The sequence below is a fragment of the Streptomyces sp. NPDC047982 genome, from assembly GCF_043204165.1.
In the GTDB taxonomy this organism is placed as follows: domain Bacteria; phylum Actinomycetota; class Actinomycetes; order Streptomycetales; family Streptomycetaceae; genus Streptomyces.
Genome location: NZ_JBIDBS010000023.1, coordinates 97,126 through 116,998, shown reverse-complemented (window position 1 = coordinate 116,998; position 19,873 = coordinate 97,126). Strand labels below are relative to the sequence as shown.

Below are 19,873 nucleotides of genomic sequence, written 5' to 3'. Positions count from 1 at the left end.
CCCGAGGCCGGACACCGCGAGGTCTTCCACATACACCGCTTGGTTGTCGCGAATGATCTGTGTGGATACCTTGTGGTGCCAGTCCCGGCGCCGGTCGGCCACCCTGGCGTGCTGGCGTGCGACCTTGATACGGGCCTTGGCCCGGTTCTTCGATCCCTTGGCCTTGCGGGACAGCTCCCGCTGAAGGCGCCTGAGCTTCTTCTCCGCCCGGCGCAGGAAACGGGGGCTGTCGATCCTGCTTCCGTCGGAGAGGACCGCGAAGGCGGACAGGCCGAGGTCGATCCCGGCGTCGGTCTCCGCTGCCGGGAGGATGTCGGGCTCGGTGTCCACGACGAAGCTGAGGAAGTACCGGCCACAGCTGTCTTTGACGACGGTCAGGGACGTGGGTGCGGCTGGAAGGCGCCTTGACCATGTGACCTTGAGGTTGCCGACCTTGGCCACGTACACCGTGCCGTCGCCGGGGAGGGAGAAGGCGCCTGTGTTGAGGCGGATCGACTGCCGGGTGTCCTTCTTCGACTTGTAGCGGGGAGGGCCTGCCCTGCGGCCCTTCCGCTTGCCCTTGACGCTGTCGAAGAAGTTCTTGTAGGCGGTGTCCAGGTCCCGCAGGGACTGCTGCAGGACGACTGCCGACACCTCGGCGAGCCAGGCGCGTTCCTCGGTGCGCTTGGCCTGCGTGATGCGGAGCCGGGACAGCTCGGCCGACTTCACGTACGGCAGCCCGGCCGCGTGCGCTTCCTTCCGGTCGCGCAGGCAGTCGTTCCACACCACGCGGGCGCACCCGAACGCCTTCGCCAGCGCACGGCGCTGCGGGGCGTCCGGGTAGGCCCGGAAGTTGTAGCGGAGCTGCACGACCACGACCCTACTATGGTTGGTCTCATGGAGGAGCAGAACGATTACAGACGTGGGAGACACGTTGTTTCGGCGATGCATGTGCACTTGGTCTTCGTGACGAAGTACCGGCGCGGAGTGTTCAGCGACGAGATGCTGACACGCTGCGAAGAGATCATGCGCAAGGTCTGCGAGGACTTCGAAGCGGAGCTGAAGGAGTTCAACGGAGAACGCGATCACGTCCACCTCCTGGTGCACTACCCGCCCAAGGTCGCCGTCTCGAAGCTGGTCAACAGCCTCAAGGGCGTCTCCGCTCGCCGGATACGGCAGGAGTTCACCGGCCGGACCAACCGCGCCATCATGCACGGCCACCTGTGGTCGCCCTCGTATTTCTCCGCATCGTGCGGCGGAGCACCGTTGGCGATCGTCCGCCAGTACATCGAGCAGCAAAAACGTCCGCTCTAACGTGCACGTCAGAGCAGTCTGGAGATGCATTCATCCCCGGCGTGAACACCGGGGCTTTCCGCAAGAGTCCCGGTAAAAAAACTATGTGCCCTGCATGTACCAGAGTCCTATTTCGCCCATGTATTACCCGATCGAAGGCATTCATCACCGCGGAATTGACGGGTCTACGCCGCGGCATTGACGCCTCTACGGGCATGACACCATCGGACCGTGCTCGACATCGGCTACTCCCTCTCCCGACGCTTCCCCGATCCCCCGCAGACCGACTACCGCCGGGCGGACGTCCACACCCTGCGGCACGATCTGTTCTGCGGGGACGTCTATCTCGCCGACACCGAGGCCGACCGCGAACTGTCCACCGCCTGGGGATGGGTGCCGGTGCTCGACTTCGCGTGGGCCCTGTGCGACATCGTCGAGCAGCTCGACCAGGACCCGCGCGGCAGCCGTTCGCACCAGCGGCAGTTCGCCGAGCTGGACTTCACCGAGTCGTCCGACCGTATGCTCTTCGAGCGCCGCTTCGGCTGGGTGGACATCGAGGCCGACTGGATGCCCGGCGACGAACCCCCGCTCACCTTCAACCACGGCCTGCTGCGCCGCGAGGCCCGCGATTTCCTGCACGACCTGATCGCGGACCTCTCCGACATGCACGAGGGGCTCGCCGACAACCCCGCGATCTGGGACCTCCAAGCCCGCTTCCCCCGTATCTGACCACCCCCGTGACCCACCGCGTGATCCGACCCACCCCCGTGAGCCACCGCGTGATCCGACCCACTCCGTGCCGAACCGGACCCGGACAGGCCAGGTCCGGCCTCACCCGGGCAGGGCCGGGCACTCGCCCCGGCCGCGGGCTACGCCTCCACCCGCACCCCTATCTGTGCCGCGAACGCCGGCGCCAGCTCCATCAACTGGGCCGGGCTGATCACCGCGCCGGACAGCCGCTCCACCCCCCTGGCGATGTCCAGTTCCGCGACCGTCCGCAGGTCCACCGATTCCATCCGTACGGAAGCGAAGTCGGCACGCTTCAGAACGCAGTCGCGGAACTCCACCCGCACCAGGTGCGCCTCCCCGAAGTCCGGCTCGGACAGCACACAGCCCTCGAACACCACATCTTTCAGCCGCGCCTTGCGCAGATTCAGGTAGTCGATCTTCCCGCCGCGCACCAGCACACGCTCCAGCGCGGCGCCGTGCAGCTGCACCCCGCCGAGCCGGGCGTCCGTCACCTCCACGTCACGCAATGACGCCTCCGCGAGGTCGGTGCCGACCCCCCGTACGCCCGTCAGCACCGAATCGATGAAACAGGCCCTGACCAGGTCCGTACGATCCAGGACGCAGCCGTCCAGCGCGCAGTCCATGAACCGCGCGCCCGGCCCCGATCCGTCCGCGAGGTCCGTCCCGTCGAAGCGCAGACCGTCGTAGTCCCCGTCCGGCTCCAGCCCCTTGCCGTCGTAGGAAACCAGCGGCGGCAGCCGTACCTCCGGCCGCCGGGCCGCCGCGATGGTGTCCTTCTTCCTGCTGCTGCGAGCCATGCCCCCCATGGTGGACCACTCCACTGACAGTCGCCGGTGCCAGGAACAGCCGGTGGTCCTCGGTCCGGTCCTACCGGGCTCCGAGCTTCGCCAGCGCCTCGTCCGTCAGCCGGTACATCGTCCACTCGTCCTGCGGCCGCGCCCCCAGCGATTCGTAGAACGCGATGGACGGGGCGTTCCAGTTCAGCACCGACCATTCCAGGCGCTCGTAGCCGCGCTCAGTGCAGATCCGCGCCAGCTCCGTGAGGAGTGCCTTCCCGTGCCCGCCGCCGCGCCGCTCCGGCCGTACGTACAGGTCCTCCAGGTAGATGCCGTGCACCCCGCGCCAGGTGGAGAAGTTAAGGAACCACAGCGCGAACCCGACGACCTCACCGTCGTCGTCCGACTCGGCGATGTGCGCGTACGCGGCGGGCCGCTCGCCGAACAGCGCCTCGCGCAGCTGCTCCTCGGTGGCCTTCACCTCGTGCAGGGCCTTCTCGTACTCGGCCAGTTCACGCACCATGGCGTGGATGGCAGGGACATCGGCAGGGGTAGCGGTACGAATCATGGAGGCAGCGTAGACACGGCAGCCGGAACGGCGTCACCCCGTCCCCTCCCGTCCCCACGCATCAGGCCCGACGCCTCGGGGCCCGCCGTCCCGCGCCCACCCTTCCGGGATTCCGCAGCATCGTCCCCGTCGCCGCGTCGTGGTCGAGCAGCCCCACGGCCGCGCGCCCGCCTCGCCCCACACTCGCAGCGCGACCGGCTCCCCCGCCGTCTCCCCGTCCACCGGCTGGAGCTTCAGCGCCGCCCGTCGGCCGTCCGCCTCACGCATCACCCGAAGCACCAGCGCGCACATCCGTGGAGGGCCGCACCGTCCGGCCGGGGCCACCACCGTTCCAGGAACTCGGCAGCCCGCCCCGGCAACGCGGCGATGAAGGCCCGCCCGGCCTGCGCGTTGTACTTGGACTGGGTGGCGACCAACTCGTCCGGAATGTCGATCACGCAAACAACCGGAGCGCCATGCGTCAATCGGGTATGGCCCCGAGCAGCCCCGCCCCGCCCACCCGGCCGCGCACCACCGCCCGCTCGTGGCTGCGCGGCGTCGGCTCGTGGATCCGCAGCGCGCCCGGCACCTACGTCTGGCTGACTGCCCTCTTCGTCACCACCGTGATCATCCATCGCATGTCACCGGCCTTCGAAGAGGAGTTCCTGCGCCAGCGCTCCACCAACATCCACGAACTCTCCCGGGACCCCGTGCGCGTCCTGATCGCCAGCGCCTTCTGGATCGACAACGGCCGATGGGCGCCGTACGTGGTGCTCTACACCGTCTTCCACGCCCGCGCCGAACGATGGCTCGGCACCCTGCGCTGGCTCGCCGTCGCCGCCGCGGCGCACATCCTGGCCACCCTCGTCAGCGAGGGAGTGCTGGCCTGGACCATCCGGCAGGGGTATGTGGCGCCGACTACCGCCAACACGCTGGATGTCGGAGTCAGTTACGCGCTCGCGGGGGTCATCGCCGTCCTCACCTACCGTGTCCCGGCGCCTTGGCGGCCCGTATACCTCTTCGCCGTCCTCCTCTTCTACGGCATCCCGCTCATCATCGGCCCCAACTTCACCGACCTGGGCCACTTCACCGCCGTGCTCATCGGCCTCGCCTGCTATCCGCTGGCCCGGTCCCGGCTCCGGCCGGAGGAAAGGTCCGGTCCCCAGTCGGGGGAAGGGGCCCGGTCGCGTTCACAGTCCGGAAAGAGGTCCCGGTCACGGTTCTGGTCGGGTGAGACACCCCTTTCACGGTCCGGGACGAGGCGCTGGCGCCGGCGCCCGCGCGGGACGGAATCCCCTCCAGGGCAGTAACGTCCGCCCCGGCGCAAGCCGGAAAGCCCCCCACCACCACAGCCTTCACACCGGACGAAGCAGGGACAGCAGGGACACCATGAGCACCGTCAGTACCGTCAACGGCGGCATATCCTTCTGGTACGCGGACCGGGGCACCCCCCTCGCGAGGGAGCCACTCCCCGGCGACAGCACGGCCGACGTCTGCATCGTGGGCGGCGGGTACACCGGACTCTGGACCGCCTACTACCTCAAGAAGGCCGTCCCCTTCCTCAACATCACCCTTCTCGAAGCCAAGTTCTGCGGCTACGGTGCCTCTGGACGCAACGGCGGCTGGCTCTACAACGGCATCGCCGGGCGCGACCGCTACGCGAAACTCCACGGCCACGAGGCCGCCGTCCGGCTCCAGCAGGCGATGAACGACACCGTCGCCGAGGTCGTGCGCGTCGCCGCCGAAGAGAGCATCGACGCCGACATCCATCGGGGCGGCGTCCTCGAAGTCGCTTACACTCCAGCCCAGTTGGTCCGCCTGAAGGACTCGCACTCCGTGGAGATCGCCTTCGGGGAGACCGACCGTGTGCTGCGCGGCGCCCGCGAGACCGCCGAGCGCGTCAACGTCACGGGAGCCGTCGGTTCCAGCTGGACCCCGCACGGCGCGCGGCTGCACCCGGTCAAGCTCGTCACGGGCCTGGCCGCGACCGTCGAGGCACTCGGCGTCACCATCCACGAGTCGACGCCCGTCACCGCCATCGAGCCCAAGCACGCCCGTACCCCGTACGGCACCGTCCGCGCCCCGTACATCCTGCGGTGCACCGAGGGCTTCACCGCGAATCTCAAGGGGCACCGGCGCACCTGGCTGCCCATGAACTCCTCGATGATCGTCACCGAGCCGCTCCCCCGGTCCATTTGGGACGCCATCGGCTGGGAAGGCCGCGAAACCCTCGGCGACATGGCCCACGCCTATATGTACGCCCAGCGCACCGCCGACGACCGCATCGCGCTCGGCGGGCGCGGCGTCCCGTACCGCTACGGCTCGGCTGCCGCCCACTTCAACGACACAGCCCGTACCCAGCCCGCCACCATCGAGGCGCTCCGCGACATCCTCGTGCGCCTCTTCCCCGTCACCGCGGGCGCCCGCATCGACCACGCCTGGTCCGGCGTTCTCGGCGTGCCCCGCGACTGGTGCGCCACTGTCACCCTCGACCGTTCCACGGGCCTCGGCTGGGCGGGCGGCTACGTCGGTTCGGGCGTCGCCACCACCAACCTCGCCGCCCGCACCCTGCGCGACCTGATCCAGCAGGACTCCGGCCAGTCGGGCCCCACGGAGCTGACCACCCTGCCCTGGGTGGGGCACAAGGTCCGCACGTGGGAACCGGAGCCCTTCCGCTGGCTCGGCGTCCACGGCATGTACGCCGCCTACCGCGCCGCCGACCGCCGTGAACTCGCCTCGCCCCGCCCCGGAACCGACCCCATCGCGAAGGCCGCGGACCGGCTGACCGGGCGGCACTGAACGAACGGACGGATACGAACGGACGGATGCGAGCAGACGGATGCGAGCAGACGGACCCTGGCAACGAAAGCGAGCAACCGGGAGCGAACGGGGACGAACGAACAGGGATGGACTAACAGGCGAAAACAAGCAAGCGGCGAAAACGAAGGGGCATCCGTCACGCGAGGTGGCGGATGCCCATGACGCGCCTCAGCGCGCTGTCAGCAGCCTCTCGTACGCCGTTCCCCATGGGGTACGCATGGGGAACGCACGGGACGGTCGGCCGGACAGGAGGCCCGGGGCTCAAGCCTTGCTGGTGCAGATCGCGTCGTACGGTCGGCCAGGGCTCGGGAACAGCTCGATGGGGTTGTCGGTGCCGGACGGACATTCCTTCGCCGTCTTCGTCAGGGCGAGCACCTTGAACACGCCACTACCCCCGCTGCCGCAGGCCACTTCCTTGGCCTGGTCGTTCACGCAGTCGCCCTTCACCAGCTGGCCACCGCCCGCCCCGGCGTCACCGGGGTGGTCGCCGGAGAGATTCCGGCCGCAGACGGTCTTGCTGGGGATTCCGGCGGCGCTCTTGGTCGAGCCGAAGGAGACCTTCACCGAGATGATCACGTCCGTACCCGCCGGACACTGGATCGAGTCGGCGAAGATGGCGCCGTCCTTGATCTCAAGGGCCTTGATCGTCGCCTTCGGGTCGCCGCAGTCCAGCGCCTGGTAGGCGTCCTTCGACTCCTTCAGGTCGGGGCCGGCGCAGTCGCCGACCTTCCAGTCCTCGGCCTTGCGGCCGGCGCCCGAGGTCGTGTCGTCCAGGGCCTCCTTGCTGCATGCCGTACCGGCACCCAGGACGAGCGCGACGACCAACGCCGCCTTCGAGCAGTCCAGGAAAGCCCTGCGGGGACTGCGCCGCCGTACGGGGATGCCGTCCTCCGGTCCGTTGCTCAGGGATCGCGTGGTGCCGTGGACTCTCATGCCGCTCCTAGGATTTCGGGTACGTGGCGGGCCAGTGCGGCACTTGTCATGACCGCGCGCAGCGGCTCGCGCGCGTAAGGACGACATAAGCGCTCGCCTCGGTTCCTGGTCCGGAGGAATGGTCTTCGCACACGAAAGAACTGGCCTTCGCAGATGGAGAAGAAAGGAAACTGGGGCGTATGACGACCTGGGGACTGGTCATGGAGCCGGGCCCGAGGGCCGACACGCTGCCCGCCCCCGCCCCTTCACCGGCACCCGCGCGGAAGAACGCGGGGAGGCGGAGTGCCGAGCCAGCCGCGGAGCAGCACGTGGAACGGTACGAGGACGGGGTTCCCGTGCAGCCGGCCTGGCTGGGCCGCCCCGATCTGCCGTGACGAGCCCTGCCCGGTGATGACCCCTGCCCGGTGACGACGACTGCCCGGTGACGACGACGGCCGTATGCGGTCATCTCCTCATCCCGGTCATCCCTCATCCCGTCAACATGGCGGGGCGCCCGCGCCCGGCCGCCCCGCCATGTTGACCCGATCGGGCGTACCGGGGCCCCGCCACGCTGCCGAGAACCGGGCGGCGGCCGACGATGTACGAGACGCGCGCACGGAAGACCATGTACGAGACGCGCGCACGGGAGTCGTGCGCCACGCGCGTGCCGGTGGCGGCGCTCGTCGCGTCCGCAGCCCAGGCCCAGGCCCAGGCCCCGGCCGTAGGAACCGTGCGCATGTCAGCCGCACCCGTGCCTCTTACGGGACACGGGTGCGGCGGACACGGCCCAGGAGGCGGGTTCATGGAGTTCGACGTGACGGTGGAGATCCCTCGCGGATCCCGCAACAAGTACGAGATGGACCACACACTGCACCGCATCCGCCTGGACCGGATGCTGTTCACATCCACGAAGTACCCGGCGGACTACGGCTACATCGAAGGAACGCTGGGCCGTGACGGCGATCCGCTCGACGCCCTGGTCCTGGTCGGCGACCCCACGTTCCCCGGCTGCGCCATCGAGTGCCGGGCCGTTGGCATGTACATCATGAGGGACGAAAAAGGCCCTGACGAGAAGGTCCTGTGCGTACCGGCCCATGATCCGCGCTACGCCGCCGTGCAGGACATCGACGACATCCCCCGCTTCGACACCCTGGAGATCACTCATTTCTTCGACGTCTACAAGGACCTCGAACCCGGCAAGTCCGTCGAGGGGTCCCACTGGGAGGGACGGGACTCGGCGTACGCGGAGATCGAGGCGTCACGCGAACGTGCCCGACGTGCAGGGGGCGCGGAGCGTACGTGACATCAGCCCCGCGCGTCAGGAACGGGGCCGCGCGGAACGGCGAAGTCGGTGAGCACCGCCGTACCCGGCGCGAGGCCGCCCCCGGCCCGCGTCCCCGGCACGGTCAGTACCGCGAACGCGGAGGTCGGGAACTTGATACGGACCCGCTCGAGCGCCTGCTCGTCGCCACCGCCTGTCAGAGTCAGGACGAGTTCCTGCACCGCGGGCTGATGCCCGACCAGCAGCACCGTCCGGCACCGCTCCGGGCCACCGCCCACGACGACCTCACGCGAAACGGCGTCACGCCGCAGTACAGCGAGGTCACGTAGTACGCGCAGGAGGCCGGACGCACTCGCGGCGTACACCCTCGGCTCGAACACCACGTCCGGTTCCGCCGGGGCCATCTCCGTCGCGACCAGATGCCAGGTCTCCCGGGCGCGCCTGGCGGTCGAGCAGACGACCAGGTCGGGCACGCATCCCGTGTCAAACAGTCGGCGTCCAGCCGCCGGGGCGTCGCGACGGCCCCGGCCCGCGAGCGGGCGTTCATGGTCGGCGACACCGTCCGGCCAGGCCGACTTGGCATGCCGCAGGACGATCAGTCGACCGCCGGCGCCCTCGTCTATGGCGCCGATGCCTGACGCCGACGCCGCATTGCCCACGCCTGTCACCTCAGCCATTCCAGTCGCCCCAGCTGTTCTGGACCCTCCAGTCACCCTGGTCACGCCAGTCCTCAGCTGCTTCGGTCTTCCCTGTCACCGCAGTCACTCCGATCACTCCGATCACTCAAGGCATCCGGTGAGCCGGAGATAGGCGGGGCGCGCGTCCGACACCAACTGGTCGGCCTCTCTGCGGCTGCCGCAGCCCGTCACCCGGTACGCGGTTCCGGGCGAGAAGCGGCCGAGCGCCGTCGCCCACGCGCTGGATTGCGCGTGCCAGCGGCGCAAGTCCGTGGCGTCGACCAGATCGACAAAGGGTCGACTCGACCTCGACGGTGATGCGTGACGCTGATGCCCACCTCCCGCGACGCCGGTCGACCGGTTCGTGCGGCAGCCCATCCGCGCCGCGCCGGCGCGGTCGCGGCGTGCCTCGTCGCCGGGCGAGTTCCAGTGTCCCGCGCCCATGCGGACGGAACAACCACCGCTGACTTCTCACCGCTCACCGCTCCAGGCCCTACGGGCGGTGCCCGGCCGGCAGGAGAACCGCGGCGGTGCCCGGTAGGCTGATCCGAGCGGTGTTCGCAGCGGTGATCGGTTAGTCACGGTCCCCTTCCTCACCGCACGGCGGTGGGGCCCGCCGTACCCGAAACCGCGGCGACGACGCCGCCAACGGTCCCTACTTGCGACGCGCACCGTACGTTCCCGTGCCCGGCGAGTAGGAGACACGCGTGGAAGAATCCCGGACCCCGATGCTGAACGAACCCGTCGACCCCGACGTCGGCCTCCGCGTACCCGACCGGCGGCGCAAGGACCTGCGATTGTCGCAGCAGGGCCCGGTGGTGGCCGCCGTGGCGGTCGGCGGCTCCGTGGGGGCGACGGCACGGTACGGGGCCGCGCTGCTGTGGCCCACGGCAACCGGCGCCTTCCCGTGGACGACCCTGACCGTCAACGTCGTCGGCTGCGCGGTGATCGGCATCTTCATGGTGGTCATCACCGACGTCTGGTCGGCCCACCGGCTGGTGCGCCCCTTTTTCGGCACCGGCGTCCTCGGCGGCTTCACCACCTTCTCCACCTACGCCGTCGACATCCAGCGCCTGATGGACGGGCGGGAGACACGCACCGGCCTGGCCTATCTGGCCCTCACCCCGGTCGTCGCCCTGACCGCCGTATGGCTCGCCGCGGCGCTGACGCGCCGCGTCATCACGTGGAGGCAGCCATGAGGCTCACCGGATCCGCACTGCGCGTCACCGTCTTCGTCGGCGAGACGGACATGTGGCACCACAAGCCCGTCTACAGCGAGATCGTCCACCGGGCCCGCGAGGCCGGGCTGGCTGGCGCCTCCGTCTTCCGGGGCATCGAGGGGTTCGGGGCCTCCTCCCTGATCCACACGGTGCGGCTGCTGTCCCTGAGCGAGGACCTGCCCGTCGCCGTCGTGATCGTCGACACCGAGGAACGGATCCGGGCCTTCCTGCCGCAGCTCGACGAACTCGTCGCCCAGGGCCTGGTCGTCCTCGACGACTGCGAGGTCATCCGCTACACCGGCCGCGACCACGCGGGCCACGACAAGCCCCACCACGGCAAGGAGGAGCGGTGAACTGGCTGCTCGTGGTCGCGGGCGCCATGATCGGGGCCCCGCTGCGCTATCTCACCGACCGCGCGGTCCAGTCCCGGCACGACAGCGTCTTCCCGTGGGGGACCTTCACCGTCAACATTGCCGGATGCCTGGTCCTCGGAGTCGTCACCGGCGCGGCCGCCGCCGGGGCCGCCTCCTCCGAGACACAGCTCCTGCTCGGCACCGGCCTGTGCGGGGCGCTGACGACGTACTCGACCTTCTCCTACGAGACGCTGCGCCTGGTCGAGAACGGGGCCCGCTTCTACGCGGCGGTCAACGTCCTCGGGAGCATGGCCGTCGGCCTCGGAGCCGCGTTCGCCGGCGCGACACTCGCCCACGCCCTCTGGGGCTGACCACGCCGGGAGCAGCCGAGGAGCAGCAAGCGAAAGGCCAGAAACGATAGAAAAGGGGGCATGCCCCAGGGAGAGCCCGGAACTACGGACCTGGACGATGTGGACGACACCGCTGGCACCACCGATGTGGACGAAACCGACGACATCGACGCGGTGACACGAGCGGTCGTCACGGCGTCGCGGGTACTGGCAGCGGTGGCGGCGGACTCGCTCGCCGAGGTCGAGGACCGGGTGACTCCGGCGCAGTTCCGGATGATGGTGGCGCTCTCGACTCGCGGTACGGCCAAACTGGTCAGGCTCGCGGAGCTGCTGCACGTCTCGCCCCCGACCGCGATGCGCATGGTCGACCGGCTGATCGCCTCCGGCCTCGCGGACCGGCAGGTCAACCCGCGCAACCGTCGCGAGACCCTGCTCCGGCTCACCGACGAGGGCCGACGCACCGTCGCGCAGGTCACCGCCCGGCGCCGCCGCGAACTCACCGCCATCGTCGCGCGTCTCGCCCCCGCCCGGCGCGCGGCCCTCGTCGACGCGCTGACGGCCTTCACCGAGGCGGCCGACGAATCCCCCGTCCCGGGCCCGGAGGACGACGCCCCGCACCCGCTCGGCTGGGCGGACCTCCCACCCGCACACGCCGCCCCGCCGCCACTCCCGGACGGCTCCGCCCCGCCACCACCCGGCGAGGGCGAGCCTTCCGTCCGGCGGACCGGGCCCTGAGGCCCGCCGCACGGCCCGCCCGAAGCGACGCGCCGCACGGCGGCGACCACGCCGAGTACGTGATCGATCCGCCTGAGCCGACGTGACTGTCGCTGTCACCACGTGTGTCGCGCGTGTGCGTCGGGCGAGCGGCAGAAGCCCGATCAGGAGGGCGAGTGACGAACTCGGGGTGGACATGCCCACGATCATGGAGATCCTGCGCCATACCCAGATCAGCCAGAGCCGACAGTACGTGAAGGGCAGGTCACACCTGTCGCAGGATGCGAAGCGACGCATGGGGAGCTCTTCGTGCCCGCTTCCGAAGCCCCGCCCGAAGCCTCTACTGGGACCACAACCGAGACCGCAGGCACCCGGGCGGCCCGCTCCCAGCGCCGCCGACGCCTACGTTTAAACAGGGAACCCCAGCTCAGAGGCCATCCGAGCTGGGGTTCGCGTGGAGCCCCCTGTCGGATTCGAACCGACGACCTACGCATTACAAGTGCGTTGCTCTGGCCAGCTGAGCTAAGGAGGCATGCCGGAGCAGTGTAACCAACCTCGCCCCGCGCACGGTCCCAAGATTTCACGCCCGCCGAACTACTGACAGATTCCGCATGTCCAGGTAGCGTCCCTGAGGATTCGCTCAAGTGGATCAGACCACTCCCTACTCGGATCGTCCGGCACGTTCCTGCCGGTGGAGGAGAAGATTCAGCATGGCCAGTGTCACGTTCGACAAGGCGTCCCGCATCTACCCCGGCTCGACGAAGCCGGCCGTGGACCAGTTGGAGATCGACATCGCGGACGGCGAGTTCCTCGTGCTCGTCGGTCCTTCCGGTTGCGGCAAGTCGACCTCCCTCCGCATGCTCGCGGGTCTCGAGGACGTCAACGCCGGCGCCATCCGCATCGGTGACCGCGACGTCACGCACCTGCCGCCGAAGGACCGGGACATCGCCATGGTGTTCCAGAACTACGCGCTCTACCCGCACATGACCGTCGCGGACAACATGGGCTTCGCGCTCAAGATCGCCGGCGTCAACAAGACCGACATCCGGGCGAAGGTCGAAGAGGCCGCCAAGATGCTCGACCTCACCCAGTACCTGGACCGCAAGCCGAAGGCGCTCTCCGGTGGTCAGCGCCAGCGTGTCGCGATGGGCCGTGCCATCGTGCGCGAGCCGCAGGTCTTCCTCATGGACGAGCCGCTGTCGAACCTCGACGCCAAGCTCCGCGTCTCCACCCGTACGCAGATCGCCTCGCTCCAGCGCCGCCTGGGCATCACGACCGTGTACGTGACGCACGACCAGGTCGAGGCCCTCACCATGGGCGACCGGGTCGCCGTCCTCAAGGACGGTCTGCTCCAGCAGGTCGACTCGCCGCGCAACATGTACGACAAGCCGGCGAACCTCTTCGTGGCCGGCTTCATCGGCTCCCCCGCCATGAACCTGGTCGAGGTCCCGATCACCGACGGCGGCGTGAAGTTCGGCAACAGCGTCGTCCCGGTCTCGCGCGAGGCGCTCACCGCCGCCACGGACAAGGGCGACACGACCGTCACGGTCGGCATCCGCCCCGAGCACTTCGACATCGTCGAGCACGGCGGCGCCGCCGCGAAGTCCCTCTCGAAGGACAGCTCCGACTCCCCCGCCGGCCTGGCCGTCTCGGTCAACGTCGTCGAGGAGCTCGGCGCCGACGGCTACGTCTACGGCTCCGCCCGGGTCGGCGGCGAGGACAAGGACCTGGTCGTCCGCGTCAACGGCCGCTCCGTCCCGGAGAAGGGCACCAAGCTGCACGTCGTGCCGCGTCCGGACGAGCTGCACGTCTTCTCGACCTCGACGGGCGCCCGCCTCACCGACTGACGCCTCGCAGGCCCGCGCACGGCCCCATACCTCGCACGCCGCTCACGCCCGCGTGCCGCGTATGGCCCGCGCGCCCGCGCACCACGATGGCCCCGCACGTTTCCCGTGCGGGGCCATTCGCGTGCGGAGTCGTTTGACCGGCCACGCGTTCCCCGTGCCCCCGACCGAGTGCGGGGCACCATTCGCGTGCGGAGTCGTTCGCACGGGGCCGTTCGTACGTGGGGCATCCATGCGGGGCAGTTCGCGGCCCGCGAGGCGGGGACGGGTTTGAAACCGAGCGGCACCGCATCTCCGCAGCGCTCCGGGCATCTCGGCGCTTCCCGTCAACACGGAATTCGAAAGACGCCCTCGAACCACCCCTCGCAAGGGTGACAAGATGTCGTCACATCATTACCTACCGCTACGCTCGCTGCGTGACCCACACCGCTCGCCGCATCGGCCGTTCCCTCGCCCTCGTCCTGCCTGTCGTGATGGTCCTCTCCGGGACCCTCGCCGTCACCAGCGTGCCGTGGGCAGCGCACAACTCCGATTCGCAGGTCCTGGCCGCGTCGGCCCAGGACGTGTCGAAGCGTGCCCAGACACGTGCCCCGCAGGACATCCTCCGCGACCGTCTGCTCGTGGAGCTCCGCGAGAAGGACCCGGGCGTCGCGCTGACGGACCTCCAGCGCTCCGTCGAGGGCCGGCCCTCGCTCGCCCGCCACTGCATGTCGATCGCGAAGGCGCTGGGCCGCGCGGCGGTCGAGCAGTACGGCCCGACGCGCGCCCACCGCTTTTCCCGCCCCGTCTGCGACACGTCGTTCGCCTCCGGCGTCGCACAGTTCAGCTGATCCGCAGCAGGCCGGCCCGGGCTCGGTCGGCCTGTCGCCTGACGGCCCGACACCGGACGGCCCGTTACCTGACGGCCCGTCGCCTGCCCGGCCGAGCCACCGGCCCCGCACAACACGACACCAGGCACCACATATCGTGCCTGGTATGCATACGTATCCGACGCAGGCCGTGATCCTGGCGGGTGGCCAGGGGTCGCGGCTGCGCCCGTACACCGACGACCGCCCCAAGCCGATGGTCGAGATCCCGGGCACCGGGACCCCGATCATCGGCCATCAGCTTTCCTGGCTGGCCGCCGAGGGTGTGACCGACGTCGTGGTGTCGTGCGGCCATCTGGCAGAGGTGCTGCAGGAGTGGCTGGACTCGGCGGTGCTTCCGCTGCGCGTGACGACCGTCGTGGAGTCCGAGCCCCTGGGCCGGGGCGGCGGACTGAAGTACGCCGCCGCCAAGCTGCCCGACCCGGACCAGCCCTGGTACGCCACCAACGGCGACATCTGGACGCGTTTCTCGCTGCGCGAGATGGCCGCCTTCCACGCGGAGCGCGACGCGACCGCCACTCTGGCACTGGCCCGTCCCCGGATCCCGTGGGGCGCCGTGGAAACGGACGCGTTCGGGCACATCACCGACTTCATCGAGGCGCCGCCGTCGCCGTATCTGATCAACGCCGGTGTGTACGTCTTCTCACCGACCTTCACCACCCTGCTGCCGAACCGCGGCGACCACGAGCGGATGACGTTTCCGAAGCTCGCCCGCGAACGCAGGCTGGCCGGGTACCCGCTGCCCCACGGGGCGTACTGGCGCGCCATCGATACGGCGAAGGACTTGACCGAGGCCGCCAAGGAACTCGACGGCCAGTAACTCCAAGAGTTCCAGCAGTTCCAGGAGTTCCGGCAGCTCCAGGAACACCCCTGGCCCAGGTACGCGGGGTGCACCACACACGCCTACACGCACGCGTACGCGGCGTACGCGGAGGGGCGGTCACCGGATCCGACCGATGACCGCCCCTCCGTCGTCCTCCGCCCACCTCGTCCGCCCCCACCGCGAGGCGGACGGCAGGCCGGGCAGGCGCGTGACACTCAGCCGAGCAGGCCCCCGATCGGGTTCTGCCCGGCGCCCGACGTCCCGCCGGCGGAACCGCCGTCGTCCGGGCTGCTGCCGCCCGTGGGGCCGCCGCCGGTGCCCGTGGAGCCCGAGGAACTCGGACCGGAGCTGCCCGCCGGGGGCTGCTGCGGAGTCGTCTGCCGCGGGACCTGCTGGACGGTGCCCTGGGTCTGACTGGGCTGCCCGGCACCGGCCGCCGCACGGCCCGGCTCACGCACGGACTCCGCGGGAGGCGTGGACGCCCGCGTGGACGGGGTGGTGGCGGCTCCGCTGCGGGTCGGTGACGGGCGCCGCTCCTCGGGCGTGCGGGAGGCCCCGCCGGTACGGGACTCCTCCGGGAGCGGGGAGCCGGGCAGTTGGTTGGTCGGGTTGCCGTTCGGACCCGGCACGGTCACGACCCCGGAGGAGCGGACGGCCCCGCCGAGCATGGAGCCCACGAGGAACGTGAGACCGACGACGACGGTCGCGATGGCGGCGCCCCGGCGCAGCACCCGGCGGCGCAGGTCCCAGATCGCCGAACGCGGGCCGAGCGTGCGCCACGCCTCGCCGGCGAGCCGCCCGTCGACGGAGTAGACCGGCGCGCCCGCGATGATCAGCGGGCTCCAGGCGGCGAGGTAGATGATGTCGGGCGCGTCGTACACGGCGACGCTGCGCCAGCTGACGGTGACCAGCAGGGCGGCGGAGAGCAGGGCCCCGACGGACGCGGCGACGCGCTGCCAGAGGCCGAGCACGGTGAGGACACCGACGACGACCTGGAGGAAGGCGACGGTGAGCCCGGCGCCCACGGGGTGCGAGAGCGCGAAGTCGCGCAGCGGCTCCGCCAGCGCCCAGGGGTGCAGCGAGTTCAGCCACGTGACCATGGAGCCGCGTTCGCCGCCGTCGAAGTAGACGGGGTCGCAGAGCTTGCCCATGCCGGCGTAGACGGAGATGAAGCCGAGGAAGACCCGCAGGGGCAGCAGCACCACCCCTAGGTTCATCCGGCGTCCGGGATAGTACGCGTGCCGTACGGCGTCGCTGCCCTGGCGCCGGCCCCGGGCCTCCGCACCGTCGTCGTCACCGGCCGCGTCCGCGTAACCGTGGTGTCCGGTGTCGCGGTCGTACGGCCCCTGGTCGACGGGGTCGTAGGCGCCGACCGCCTGGCGCATCGGAGGCAGCAGCGGGCCGTTGCCGTCCGGTCCCGGCTGCTGGGGAGCGGTGATGACGGGATTGGGGCGGGTCTCCTCCAGACAGTCGATGAGCTGGGTGCTGCCCGCACCGAGCCCGCCGTCGAACTCGCCGGGGCGCCCGGGGTCGCCCCGGTCGGCACGGGGGTCACAGGCGTCGTACGCGACGGTCGAAGGGCCCGCGGTCGAGTTCCGTACGGCCTGGAGGAGTCCGGTGGCGCCGGGGTCTCCGGGGGCGGATCTGCCGCTCCACACGACGGGCGCGCGCCTGCCCCGCGCCGTTCCGGGGGACCCGCTCATGGCGGGGATCCTGGGCACGCCCGCGGGGGCCAGCCCGCGCAGCCGTACGCGCTGGCCGGGCGCGAGCTGCACCCGGAAGCTGGCGTGGTTGACGATGACCTGCGCAGGGTCGCAGTCCACCTTGGTCATGCTCAGGGCGGGTAGTTCGTCGAACCGAGGCGTTCTGGTGTCCACACTCATCTAACCGAGTGATGAGTGTTTAGGACACTGCCTTGACGCGTCCGATGTGTCCGAGACCCGTCAATCATGTCGGAGACCCGTCAAGGGCGGGTCTCCGACCGGACGTGACCGGATCTGGGCGCGCGGCGCGGACGCGATGAAGCCGGACGGGACGCGACCAGGCCGGGCGGGACGAAGTCGGGTCGGCCGGCCACCCCGCCCGCGGGCGTCTCAGGCCCGGCGCCGCGCTGCCTCGTAGAGGACGATCCCGGCCGCGACACCGGCGTTCAGCGACTCGGCGCCGCCCGGCATCGTGATGCGGACCCGGTAGTCGCAGGTCTCGCCGACGAGACGGCCGAGCCCCTTGCCCTCGCTGCCGATGACGACGACGACCGGGCCGTCGAGCGCCTCCAGGTCCTCGACGGTGTGCTCGCCGTCCGCGGCGAGACCGACGACGGTGAGGCCCGCCTTCTGGTAGCCCTCCAGGGCCCGGGTGAGGTTCGTCACCCGGGCGACCGGCGTACGGGCGGCGGTGCCCGCAGACGACTTCCAGGCACCGGCCGTCATCCCGGCCGCGCGACGCTCCGGCACGACCACGCCGTGCCCGCCGAACGCGGAGACGGAGCGGACGATCGCACCCAGGTTGCGCGGGTCGGTGACACCGTCGAGGGCGACGATCAGCGGCTCCTCGCCGTTGTCGTACGCGGCGGCGGTCAGATCCTCCGGGTGCGCGTACTCGTACGGCGGGACCTGCAGGACGAGGCCCTGGTGGTTCAGGCCGTTCGTCATCCGGTCCAGCTCGGCGCGCGGCGCCTCCATCAGGTTGACGTTGCCGCGCTCGCCCGCGAGCTGGAGCGCCTCGCGGACCCGCTCGCCGTTGTCGATGTACTGCTGGACGTACAGGGTCGTGGCGGGCACACCGTCGCGCAGTGCCTCGTAGACCGGGTTGCGGCCGACGACCATCTCGGACGTGCCCTTGGCGCCGCCGCGGCGCGGGGCGGGGCGGCGGTGCGCGGCCTGCTTGGCCTTGGCGTTGGCGACCCGGTTCTTCACGTGCCCCTTGCGGACGGAGGCGGGCGGCGTCGGGCCCTTGCCCTCCAGGCCACGGCGTCGCTGGCCACCGCTGCCGACCTGCGCGCCCTTCTTGTTGGACGTGCGGCGGTTCCTGCGCTGGCTGTTCCCGGCCATGACCTACCTGTTTCGTTGCTGCTCGGACGAGCGTGCGTTGCGTACGTATATGAAGTGTGCCCCCACGAGTGTGCCGTCCGGGACCCCGGACGGCACACACGGGCGGCCTACGGGCGCGGGCCGAGGGTCCAGCGCGGTCCGGTCGGGCTGTCCTCGATGACGAGCCCGGACTGGCTCAGCTGGTCGCGGATGGCATCGGCGGCGGGCCAGTCCTTGCGGGCGCGGGCCGCCTCGCGCTGGTCCAGGACCAGGCGTACGAGCGTGTCCACCACCCCGTGCAGATCGTCGCCGCGGTCGGACTCGCCCGCCCAGTGCTCGTCCAGCGGGTCGAGCCCGAGGACGCCGAGCATGGCCCGCACCTCCGCAAGCCGGGCGACGGCCGCCTCCTTGTCGTCGGCGGCCAGCGCGGAATTGCCCTGCCGGACCGTGGTGTGGATGATCGCGAGCGCCTGCGGGACGCCCAGGTCGTCGTCCATCGCCTCCGCGAACGCGGGCGGCACCTCGCGGGCCGGGGCGACCTCACCGCCCGCCTTCTCGACGACCCGCTGCACGAAGCCCTCGATCCGCGCGAACGCCGACTCGGCCTCGCGCAGGGCCTCCTCGCTGTACTCGATCATCGACCGGTAGTGCGGGGTGCCGAGGTAGTAGCGCAGCACGATCGGACGCCAGAACTTGACCATCTCGCTGACCAGCACCGAGTTGCCCAGCGACTTCGACATCTTCTCGCCGGACATGGTGACCCAGCCGTTGTGCACCCAGTACCGCGCGAACCCGTCGCCGAACGCCTGGGCCTGGGCGATCTCGTTCTCGTGGTGCGGGAAGATCAGGTCGATCCCGCCGCCGTGGATGTCGAAGGCCCGGCCGAGGTACTTGTGCGCCATGGCCGAGCACTCCAGGTGCCAGCCGGGCCGACCGCGGCCCCACGGGGTCTCCCAGCTGGGCTCGCCCGGCTTGGACGCCTTCCACATCGCGAAGTCGCGCGGGTCGCGCTTGCCGGTCTCGCCCTCGCCGGACGGCTGGCGCAGATCGTCCAGGTCCTGGTTGGACAGCGACAGATAGCCCGGGAAGGAACGCACGTCGAAGTAGACGTTGCCGTCCGCCGCATAGGCGTGACCACGTTCGATCAGGCCCCGCATCATCTCGACCATCTCGGTGATATGCCCGGTCGCGCGCGGTTCGTACGTGACCGGCAGGCAGCCCAGCGCCTCGTACCCGGCGTTGAACGCCCGCTCGTTCTCATAGCCGATGGCCCACCACGGCCGCCCTTGCTCGGCGGACTTCGTGATGATCTTGTCGTCGATGTCGGTGACGTTCCGGATGAACGTGACGTCGTAGCCGCGGTACTCGAACCAGCGGCGCATGATGTCGAAGTTCAGGCCGGACCGGATGTGCCCGATGTGCGGGGCCGCCTGAACGGTGGCACCACACAGGTAGATCGAGACACAACCCGCCATGAGCGGGACGAAGTCACGGATCTGCCGGGCGCTGGTGTCGTACAGGCGAATAGTCACGCCTCAAGGGTAGTGGGCGTGCACCAGTGCCCCGCGCCCCCTCGGGGGTCGCGGGGACCGCGTCGTGGGAAGCGGTGCGCGCCAGCGGCTCCTTCAGACCCGTGCG

At 70.3% G+C, this 19,873-nt stretch carries 22 protein-coding genes, 1 tRNA gene and 1 pseudogene; 13 read left to right on the top strand and 11 right to left on the bottom strand.

Annotated elements, in window-relative coordinates:
- A partial coding sequence (locus ACGF2V_RS25890; protein WP_392913199.1) for an RNA-guided endonuclease InsQ/TnpB family protein occupies positions 1-849 on the bottom strand: 849 nt, incomplete at its 3' end.
- Between the two features lie 27 nt (positions 850-876).
- Here ACGF2V_RS25890 and tnpA point away from each other — a divergent pair.
- Positions 877-1,293: an IS200/IS605 family transposase gene (gene tnpA / locus ACGF2V_RS25885; protein ID WP_392913186.1), complete on the top strand. Its 417-nt coding sequence runs from the start codon at positions 877-879 to the stop codon at positions 1,291-1,293.
- Positions 1,294-1,503: 210 nt separating this feature from the next.
- Positions 1,504-2,001: a hypothetical protein gene (locus ACGF2V_RS25880; protein ID WP_362628179.1), complete on the top strand. Its 498-nt coding sequence runs from the start codon at positions 1,504-1,506 to the stop codon at positions 1,999-2,001.
- Positions 2,002-2,141: 140 nt separating this feature from the next.
- Here ACGF2V_RS25880 and ACGF2V_RS25875 read toward each other — a convergent pair whose 3' ends face one another.
- The 3 genes and pseudogenes from ACGF2V_RS25875 to ACGF2V_RS25865 form a co-directional block, all read right to left on the bottom strand.
- Positions 2,142-2,819, bottom strand: a complete 678-nt coding sequence (locus ACGF2V_RS25875) for a pentapeptide repeat-containing protein (RefSeq protein WP_362628182.1) — start codon at positions 2,817-2,819, stop codon at positions 2,142-2,144.
- A gap of 70 nt (positions 2,820-2,889) precedes the next feature.
- Positions 2,890-3,366: a GNAT family N-acetyltransferase gene (locus ACGF2V_RS25870; RefSeq protein WP_362628185.1), complete on the bottom strand. Its 477-nt coding sequence runs from the start codon at positions 3,364-3,366 to the stop codon at positions 2,890-2,892.
- 115 nt (positions 3,367-3,481) lie between these two features.
- Positions 3,482-3,803, bottom strand: a pseudogene (locus ACGF2V_RS25865) (hydroxyurea phosphotransferase); the annotation flags it as partial.
- 33 nt (positions 3,804-3,836) lie between these two features.
- Between ACGF2V_RS25865 and ACGF2V_RS25860 the strand changes: the two are divergent.
- On the top strand, positions 3,837-4,655 hold the full coding sequence (locus ACGF2V_RS25860; RefSeq protein ID WP_392913181.1) for a rhomboid-like protein: 819 nt from the start codon (positions 3,837-3,839) through the stop codon (positions 4,653-4,655).
- A gap of 79 nt (positions 4,656-4,734) precedes the next feature.
- Entirely contained in the window at positions 4,735-6,144 is a 1,410-nt protein-coding gene (locus ACGF2V_RS25855; protein WP_362628188.1) for an FAD-dependent oxidoreductase, read from the top strand.
- A gap of 282 nt (positions 6,145-6,426) precedes the next feature.
- Here ACGF2V_RS25855 and ACGF2V_RS25850 read toward each other — a convergent pair whose 3' ends face one another.
- Entirely contained in the window at positions 6,427-7,098 is a 672-nt protein-coding gene (locus ACGF2V_RS25850) for a hypothetical protein (protein WP_362628190.1), read from the bottom strand.
- 179 nt (positions 7,099-7,277) lie between these two features.
- On the opposite strand from ACGF2V_RS25850, the gene ACGF2V_RS25845 reads away from it, so the two are divergent.
- Positions 7,278-7,472, top strand: coding sequence for a hypothetical protein (locus ACGF2V_RS25845; protein WP_362628193.1), 195 nt, complete (start codon positions 7,278-7,280; stop codon positions 7,470-7,472).
- A gap of 407 nt (positions 7,473-7,879) precedes the next feature.
- Positions 7,880-8,380, top strand: coding sequence for an inorganic diphosphatase (locus ACGF2V_RS25840; protein ID WP_362709497.1), 501 nt, complete (start codon positions 7,880-7,882; stop codon positions 8,378-8,380).
- Between the two features lie 2 nt (positions 8,381-8,382).
- Here the strand turns inward: ACGF2V_RS25840 and ACGF2V_RS25835 are convergent, their stop codons facing one another.
- Together ACGF2V_RS25835 and ACGF2V_RS25830 are read right to left on the bottom strand one after the other, a co-directional pair.
- A complete protein-coding gene (locus tag ACGF2V_RS25835; protein WP_362709494.1) occupies positions 8,383-9,036 on the bottom strand; it encodes a histidine phosphatase family protein in 654 nt (217 codons plus the stop codon).
- A 102-nt stretch (positions 9,037-9,138) separates the two neighbouring features.
- On the bottom strand, positions 9,139-9,480 hold the full coding sequence (locus tag ACGF2V_RS25830; protein WP_362709492.1) for a hypothetical protein: 342 nt from the start codon (positions 9,478-9,480) through the stop codon (positions 9,139-9,141).
- 284 nt (positions 9,481-9,764) lie between these two features.
- Here ACGF2V_RS25830 and crcB (ACGF2V_RS25825) point away from each other — a divergent pair, with 284 nt between their 5' ends.
- Genes crcB (ACGF2V_RS25825) through ACGF2V_RS25810 form a run of 4 tightly spaced genes read left to right on the top strand, consistent with a single transcriptional unit; the run spans position 9,765 to position 11,694 of the window.
- Positions 9,765-10,235, top strand: a complete 471-nt coding sequence (gene crcB, locus ACGF2V_RS25825; protein WP_362709511.1) for a fluoride efflux transporter CrcB — start codon at positions 9,765-9,767, stop codon at positions 10,233-10,235.
- A complete protein-coding gene (locus tag ACGF2V_RS25820) occupies positions 10,232-10,609 on the top strand; it encodes a DUF190 domain-containing protein (RefSeq protein ID WP_362628200.1) in 378 nt (125 codons plus the stop codon). The genes crcB (ACGF2V_RS25825) and ACGF2V_RS25820 overlap by 4 nt, the downstream gene beginning before the upstream one ends.
- Positions 10,606-10,980 (top strand): fluoride efflux transporter CrcB, encoded by a 375-nt coding sequence (gene crcB, locus ACGF2V_RS25815; protein WP_362628203.1) that lies wholly within the window; start codon positions 10,606-10,608, stop codon positions 10,978-10,980. Before ACGF2V_RS25820 ends, crcB (ACGF2V_RS25815) begins: the two co-directional genes overlap by 4 nt.
- 60 nt (positions 10,981-11,040) lie before the next feature.
- A complete protein-coding gene (locus ACGF2V_RS25810) occupies positions 11,041-11,694 on the top strand; it encodes a MarR family transcriptional regulator (RefSeq protein WP_362709490.1) in 654 nt (217 codons plus the stop codon).
- A 434-nt stretch (positions 11,695-12,128) separates the two neighbouring features.
- Here ACGF2V_RS25810 and ACGF2V_RS25805 read toward each other — a convergent pair.
- Positions 12,129-12,205, bottom strand: a tRNA-Thr gene (locus ACGF2V_RS25805).
- Positions 12,206-12,383: 178 nt separating this feature from the next.
- Between ACGF2V_RS25805 and ACGF2V_RS25800 the strand changes: the two genes are divergently transcribed.
- The 3 genes from ACGF2V_RS25800 to ACGF2V_RS25790 all read left to right on the top strand — a co-directional run bounded on the left by ACGF2V_RS25800 (position 12,384) and on the right by ACGF2V_RS25790 (position 15,203).
- A complete protein-coding gene (locus ACGF2V_RS25800) occupies positions 12,384-13,520 on the top strand; it encodes a sn-glycerol-3-phosphate ABC transporter ATP-binding protein UgpC (protein ID WP_362628209.1) in 1,137 nt (378 codons plus the stop codon).
- 413 nt (positions 13,521-13,933) lie between these two features.
- A complete protein-coding gene (locus ACGF2V_RS25795) occupies positions 13,934-14,347 on the top strand; it encodes a hypothetical protein (RefSeq protein WP_362709487.1) in 414 nt (137 codons plus the stop codon).
- Positions 14,348-14,492: 145 nt separating this feature from the next.
- Positions 14,493-15,203, top strand: coding sequence for a nucleotidyltransferase family protein (locus tag ACGF2V_RS25790; protein ID WP_362709484.1), 711 nt, complete (start codon positions 14,493-14,495; stop codon positions 15,201-15,203).
- Positions 15,204-15,421: 218 nt separating this feature from the next.
- Here the strand turns inward: ACGF2V_RS25790 and ACGF2V_RS25785 are convergent, their stop codons facing one another.
- The 3 genes from ACGF2V_RS25785 to cysS all read right to left on the bottom strand — a co-directional run bounded on the left by ACGF2V_RS25785 (position 15,422) and on the right by cysS (position 19,767).
- A complete protein-coding gene (locus tag ACGF2V_RS25785; RefSeq protein ID WP_362709482.1) occupies positions 15,422-17,038 on the bottom strand; it encodes a DoxX family membrane protein in 1,617 nt (538 codons plus the stop codon).
- A 261-nt stretch (positions 17,039-17,299) separates the two neighbouring features.
- Entirely contained in the window at positions 17,300-18,256 is a 957-nt protein-coding gene (gene rlmB / locus ACGF2V_RS25780; protein WP_362709479.1) for a 23S rRNA (guanosine(2251)-2'-O)-methyltransferase RlmB, read from the bottom strand.
- A gap of 107 nt (positions 18,257-18,363) precedes the next feature.
- Positions 18,364-19,767 (bottom strand): cysteine--tRNA ligase, encoded by a 1,404-nt coding sequence (cysS, locus tag ACGF2V_RS25775; protein WP_362628224.1) that lies wholly within the window; start codon positions 19,765-19,767, stop codon positions 18,364-18,366.
- Positions 19,768-19,873 lie beyond the last annotated feature (106 nt).

Excerpts from the sequence above, each read along its gene's own strand:
- rlmB (WP_362709479.1), bottom strand. The coding sequence starts at position 18,256 with ATGGCCGGGAACAGCCAGCGCAGGAACCGCCGCACGTCCAACAAGAAG.
- ACGF2V_RS25860 (WP_392913181.1), top strand. The coding sequence starts at position 3,837 with ATGGCCCCGAGCAGCCCCGCCCCGCCCACCCGGCCGCGCACCACCGCC.
- ACGF2V_RS25840 (WP_362709497.1), top strand. The coding sequence starts at position 7,880 with ATGGAGTTCGACGTGACGGTGGAGATCCCTCGCGGATCCCGCAACAAG.
- ACGF2V_RS25870 (WP_362628185.1), bottom strand. The coding sequence starts at position 3,366 with ATGATTCGTACCGCTACCCCTGCCGATGTCCCTGCCATCCACGCCATG.
- ACGF2V_RS25800 (WP_362628209.1), top strand. The coding sequence starts at position 12,384 with ATGGCCAGTGTCACGTTCGACAAGGCGTCCCGCATCTACCCCGGCTCG.
- ACGF2V_RS25835 (WP_362709494.1), bottom strand. The coding sequence starts at position 9,036 with ATGGCTGAGGTGACAGGCGTGGGCAATGCGGCGTCGGCGTCAGGCATC.
- ACGF2V_RS25785 (WP_362709482.1), bottom strand. The coding sequence starts at position 17,038 with ATGACCAAGGTGGACTGCGACCCTGCGCAGGTCATCGTCAACCACGCC.
- ACGF2V_RS25830 (WP_362709492.1), bottom strand. The coding sequence starts at position 9,480 with ATGGGCGCGGGACACTGGAACTCGCCCGGCGACGAGGCACGCCGCGAC.
- ACGF2V_RS25845 (WP_362628193.1), top strand. The coding sequence starts at position 7,278 with ATGACGACCTGGGGACTGGTCATGGAGCCGGGCCCGAGGGCCGACACG.
- ACGF2V_RS25855 (WP_362628188.1), top strand. The coding sequence starts at position 4,735 with ATGAGCACCGTCAGTACCGTCAACGGCGGCATATCCTTCTGGTACGCG.
- ACGF2V_RS25875 (WP_362628182.1), bottom strand. The coding sequence starts at position 2,819 with ATGGCTCGCAGCAGCAGGAAGAAGGACACCATCGCGGCGGCCCGGCGG.
- ACGF2V_RS25790 (WP_362709484.1), top strand. The coding sequence starts at position 14,493 with ATGCATACGTATCCGACGCAGGCCGTGATCCTGGCGGGTGGCCAGGGG.
- ACGF2V_RS25810 (WP_362709490.1), top strand. The coding sequence starts at position 11,041 with ATGCCCCAGGGAGAGCCCGGAACTACGGACCTGGACGATGTGGACGAC.
- ACGF2V_RS25850 (WP_362628190.1), bottom strand. The coding sequence starts at position 7,098 with ATGAGAGTCCACGGCACCACGCGATCCCTGAGCAACGGACCGGAGGAC.
- crcB (WP_362709511.1), top strand. The coding sequence starts at position 9,765 with ATGCTGAACGAACCCGTCGACCCCGACGTCGGCCTCCGCGTACCCGAC.
- ACGF2V_RS25820 (WP_362628200.1), top strand. The coding sequence starts at position 10,232 with ATGAGGCTCACCGGATCCGCACTGCGCGTCACCGTCTTCGTCGGCGAG.
- tnpA (WP_392913186.1), top strand. The coding sequence starts at position 877 with ATGGAGGAGCAGAACGATTACAGACGTGGGAGACACGTTGTTTCGGCG.